Origin of the sequence: Streptomyces solincola (assembly GCF_002982015.1) — a bacterium.
GTDB classification, from domain to species: Bacteria; Actinomycetota; Actinomycetes; order Streptomycetales; family Streptomycetaceae; genus Streptomyces; species Streptomyces solincola.
The window spans coordinates 1-4,773 of sequence record NZ_PVLV01000600.1 but is presented as its reverse complement, the minus strand read 5'-3'; the positions used below and the strand labels follow the sequence as shown (position 1 = coordinate 4,773).

Sequence of the window (4,773 nt, the reverse complement as noted above, 5' to 3'; positions counted from 1 at the left end):
GGCACCAGCGAGTTGCCCGCGCTCTCGGGGAAGACCTGGGCGGCGATGTAGGTGGCGAGGAAGGTGTACGCGTACCAGTCGTACCACTCGACGGCGTTGCCCACGGAGGCGGCGAGCAGTTGCCGGACGGGGCGGCGGGGCGGGGCGGGCGCCTGGGTGGGCGGCGTGGGCGGGTTCATGATCCCGCCCCTCCCCCGCCCTGGCACCCGGCACACGGCACGGGTGTGGCGTCTTCGTGTCGTCCGCCGACGGGAGGTCAGGAGACTGGACGGGGCGGCGGCAGGGGCCGGAGGACCGAGGACGCCGTGCGGCGGGGCGGCCGGGCTCGCTGGAGGCGTTGCCCGGCGCCGCGGCGCGTTCGGTGCGCGCCGCGGCGCCGGGGATCCGCGGAGGCCGGGCGCCTGCCGGGGCAGGGCGCGGCTCGGTCAGGGTTCGCGCACCGGGCCCGGGGTGCCGCCCCCGCGCGCGCCGCGCCCGCGGGCGCCGCCGCCGCTGCGTCCCGCGGCCGCGGCCATGGCCAGGCCGAGCACCAGCGCCACGGCGCCGACGATGACGTTGTTGACCACGGTGCGGGTGGTGTCGACGTTCCCGGCGACCACCCACGGCGAGATGATCGTCCACGCGCCGATGGCGCAGGCGGCCCAGGCCATGGCGTGGGTCCGCTCGTACGCCGAGCCGAACCCTCCCATGCACAGGGCGTAGGCGATGCCGGTGATCAGGTTGCAGACGGCGAGCGCGGTCAGACCGCTGAACCCGGCGATCCACGGCGAGGCCGCCAGATAGAGGCCGGTCAGCAGGCCCAGGGTCTCGATCGCCTGGCCGCGGGGTGTGCTGGTGGCCCGTTCGAACCGGGAACGCATCTCGGCAAGATCGGGGTGCTGCTCGATGCTCGGATGGGTGGTCATGGCGGGGCCGCCTCCTGTCGAAGACAGACGTTTATGTGCCCTTTATGCCATGAAACGCCCATTGTGCGCGATGGTCAAACCTGGCGGGTGGGCGCGCGGCCGGCCGGCGCCGAGGCCGACACCCGAGGGGCCCGGCGTCGTTGGTCAACGGCATGTCGCCGACCCGCGGCGGCAGCGGAGGAAGGACGTTCCATGAGGCTGCGTACCACCACCACCGCCGCGCTGGCCGCGGCCGCCGCCGGAGTGCTGCTCGGAGCGGGCGCGGGGGCCGCGAGCGCCGCCGCCCCCGCGGCCGGGAAGGCTGCGGGGGCGGCACAGGCCGCTCGGGGCGACTCCCACCGGGGCGACGGCGTGGCGCTCGTCCGGCAGGACGCTCTGACGCCGTCGTCGGTGGTCGACTACGTGCTGGGCGCCGGCGGCTCCTGAGCCGACGCGTGGGACGGGGTCACGGGCGGGGCGAGGCCGCCGGGGGCGTCGACGGCTGCCCAGCGGGCGGTGCGGACGGCGTCCGGGCGCCCGCCCCGCCCGCCGGATCCGCCGGCTGCGGCGGCACCAGCACAACGGGCTCGGCCCCGGCGCCGTGGTGGCGCAGCGCCCAGTTCTCCAGCGCGATCCGGCAGGCGTGGTCGAGGTGGCGCAGACCGGTCAGGTCGAGTTCGACGGGCCGCTCGCCGGGCAGGGCCTCCAGCTCCTCCAGGATCTTGGGCAGCCGCAGGAAGGTGGCGTTGCCGCTGACGGCGACGATCAGTCGCCCGCCGGTGAGTTCGGTGGTCTCGACATGGACGTGCGAGGTCTCCCAGGCGGTCTTGCAGACGGCGAGCAGCAGGCCGAGCACCACGCCCTCGAAGAGGTTGGTGGTGACGACGGCCACCGCGGTGACGGCGAGGATGACGGCCTCGCCGCGGTGCCCCCGCCACAGCCCGGCCAGTTCGCGGACCGGGACCAGCTTGCAGCCGGCGTGCACCAGGACGCCGGCGAGCGCGGCGAGCGGGATGACGCCGATGGCGGCGGGCAGCAGGGCGGCGAACAGCAGCAGCCACGCCCCGTGCAGCACTCGGGAGAGCGAGGTGCGGGCGCCCGCCTGGACGTTGGCGGCGCTGCGGACGATGACCGCGGTCATCGGCAGTGCGCCGAGCGCGCCGCACAGGGTGTTCCCGACGCCCTGGGCCATCAGCTCCTTGTCGTAGTCGGTGCGCGGCCCGTCGTGCATCCGGTCCACCGCGGCGGCGCTGAACAGGCTCTCGGCGGAGGCGATCAGGGTGAACGCGAGGACGGTGCCGACCGCCGCGACGGTGGCGAGACCGCCGAACTCGGCCCAGCCGGGCGGTTGGACGGCTTCCAGCAGCCCCTGCACCTCCACCTTGGCCAGCGGCAGTGAGAGGGCCGCGGTGGCGGCGGTGGCGAGGGCGACCGCCGCCAGCGGGCCGGGGAGGATCCGCACCCGGGCCGGCAGCCGCGGCCACAGCACCAGGACGGCGACGGTGGCCGCGCCGACCAGGAAGGCGCTGAGCGGGACGCCGCCGGAGAAGACCGTGCCGGCCAGCTCCGGCAGTCCGGCGATCTTGCCGATGCCGCCGGAGGGCTGGGAGGTGTCGGCCATGGCGTACACCTGGCCGAGGACGAGGACGAGCCCGATCCCGGCGAGCATGCCCTGGACGACGGCCACCGAGATGGCCCGGAACCAGCGGCCGAAGCCGAGGGCGCCGAGGGCGAGCTGGATGAGTCCGGAGACCAGGACGATGGCGCCCAGGGCGGCCAGGCCGAACTCCTGGACGGCCTCGTAGACCAGGACGGTCAGTCCGGCGGCGGGGCCGCTGACCTGGAGGGAGCTGCCGGGCAGCAGGCCGACGACCAGGCCGCCGACGATGCCGGTGACCAGGCCGAGTTCGGCCGGTACGCCGGAGGCGACGGCGATGCCGACGCACAGCGGCACGGCGACCAGGAAGACGACGAGTGAGGCGAGGACCTCGCGGCGGAGCGCCGAGACGTCGTTGAGCACGGTGAGGTGACGCATGTGGGTGGATTCCTAGCGGTGCGGTCCGCCGGGGCGGCGGACGGAACGGACGGGCGTGCGCGCGTGGGCGGGGGATGTGCTCACAGCGCGGCGAACTCGCCGTTCCCCTCCGGCCGGTGGGTGCTCACCGTGCCGGTGTCGACCTCGTAGTACCAGGCGTGCAGGGTCAGCCGGCCGGCGGCCAGCCCTTCCCGTACGGCCGGGTAGCCGGTGAGAGTGTCCAGTTGGCGCAGGGCGTGGCGGCGCACCGCGTCGGCCAGGTCCGCGGTGCCGGGAGGTTCGGGCACGGAGTGGTCGAGCCAGTCCCGTACGGCGGGCACCGAGGACAGGTCCTCGCCGCGGACCAGGGCGCCGACGGCGCCGCAGTGCGAGTGGCCGCAGACGACGACGTCGCGGACGCCGAGGACGCGCAGCGCGTACTCGATGGTGGCCGTCTCGCCGCTGGGGCGTGAACGGTCGTAGCGGGGGACGACGTTGCCGGCGGTGCGGAGCTCGAACAGCTCTCCGGGCCGGGCGTCGGTGATGAGGGAGGGGATCACCCGGGAGTCCGAGCAGGTGATGAACAGCGCTTGGGGCGACTGGCCGGCGGCGAGTTCTCGGAACTCCTCCACGCGTCCGGCGAGCCGGGCGGGGAACGAGCGGGCGTTGTCGATCAGGGTCTTCAAGGCGGCCTGCCTCCTGCGCCCGGGCCGTGGGGGGCGGGGCGCGGTGTGGTCGGGTCAGTTTCGGTTCGCGTCTTCGGGTGGGGCATCGGGACGGACCCGCGAGCGGGGCTGCCCGGCCGCGGGATCGCCGCGGTGAGCCGGGCACCACGCGGTGGTCCGTGCATCCCGAGAGTGCACCATGCCGGTGCCCCCAACTTTGCCTGAACATTACCTTCTGGTGAAGGACGTTTCGCGCCGCCGCCACCGCGAGGACGGCCGGATCTCTTCGCTGGTCGGCGACCACCCTGTTTCGGTCACCTTGACGGCTTGTGATTCGCTCTTTTTTGCCCATGGTGGACGTTTGAACGATTTACCGGAACGTGCGGCGGGACTGGTGGGAAGGGGCGGAGGTCCACCCGTTCCGGGCGCGCGGACCGCTCTTTCGCGCCACCGCTTGAATAGAAGACTATTCCGAAAAGGAAGGGTGAATGTGCTTCTTCAGAGCGGCCCGTGCAGGGTGAGTGCCGCACCGACCGAACCGGTCGACCGGCGACCCCGGTGAACCGGTGGAAAAGGCGAACCGGCAGAACCGGCGAGCCGACGTGGCACTACCGAAGCAATGGAAAGGTTTCTCCCCATGCGGACACTGCTGAAGCGCGTTGTCGTGAGCGGGATGGCGGCGGGACTGCTGGTCCCCCTGGCCGCCACGAGCGCCGCGGCGGCCCCCGCGGCATCCGGATCCGCGCTCTACGCGCCGACCGCCCTGGTGCTCACCGTCGCCCCCGGCGAGGACGCCGACAGGACCTCCCCCGCCCGGGCGGTCACCCTGAGCTGTACGCCGAAGGCCGGCGGCACGCACCCCGCGCCGCGCGCCGCCTGCGCGGAACTCGACTCGGTGCAGGGCCAGTTCGACCGACTGGGCGAGGACGACGGCCGCCCCTGCGTCAAGATCTGGGACCCGGTCGTGGTCACCGCACAGGGGACCTGGCAGGGCGCCCGGGTGGACTTCGAGCGCACCTACGGCAACACCTGCGAACTCCAGGCCGAGGGCGCCGTCTTCGCGTTCTGAGGCACCCCGGCCCCGGCCGGCCGGGGCCGCCGACCCGCGCGCGGCGGATGCTCGCCCGGCACGACCAGGGGACCTCCGCCACCGGTGCGACCCGCCACCGTGCGACCCGCCACCGGTGGCGGAGGTCCCCTGGTCGTGCCG

Annotated in this window: 5 protein-coding genes and 1 pseudogene; 2 read left to right on the top strand and 4 right to left on the bottom strand. The window is 74.3% G+C overall.

Annotated features, from left to right (window positions below; genetic code table 11):
* A pseudogene (locus C6N75_RS31900) lies at nt 1–179 on the bottom strand (MFS transporter); the annotation flags it as partial.
* A gap of 246 nt (nt 180–425) precedes the next feature.
* Nucleotides 426–905, bottom strand: coding sequence for an SPW repeat protein (locus tag C6N75_RS28030; protein ID WP_105871659.1), 480 nt, complete (start codon nt 903–905; stop codon nt 426–428).
* A gap of 192 nt (nt 906–1,097) precedes the next feature.
* Here C6N75_RS28030 and C6N75_RS28025 point away from each other — a divergent pair, with 192 nt between their 5' ends.
* Nucleotides 1,098–1,331 carry a hypothetical protein gene (locus C6N75_RS28025; protein ID WP_105871658.1) on the top strand — a complete coding sequence of 78 codons (234 nt, stop codon included), beginning with the start codon at nt 1,098–1,100 and terminating at the stop codon, nt 1,329–1,331.
* 19 nt (nt 1,332–1,350) lie between these two features.
* Here the strand turns inward: C6N75_RS28025 and C6N75_RS28020 are convergent, their stop codons facing one another.
* Nucleotides 1,351–2,919 (bottom strand): SulP family inorganic anion transporter, encoded by a 1,569-nt coding sequence (locus C6N75_RS28020; RefSeq protein ID WP_105871657.1) that lies wholly within the window; start codon nt 2,917–2,919, stop codon nt 1,351–1,353.
* Between the two features lie 80 nt (nt 2,920–2,999).
* A complete protein-coding gene (locus C6N75_RS28015; RefSeq protein WP_105871656.1) occupies nt 3,000–3,584 on the bottom strand; it encodes a carbonic anhydrase in 585 nt (194 codons plus the stop codon).
* Between the two features lie 616 nt (nt 3,585–4,200).
* On the opposite strand from C6N75_RS28015, the gene C6N75_RS28010 reads away from it, so the two are divergent.
* Nucleotides 4,201–4,632 (top strand): subtilase-type protease inhibitor, encoded by a 432-nt coding sequence (locus tag C6N75_RS28010; protein WP_105871655.1) that lies wholly within the window; start codon nt 4,201–4,203, stop codon nt 4,630–4,632.
* Nucleotides 4,633–4,773 lie beyond the last annotated feature (141 nt).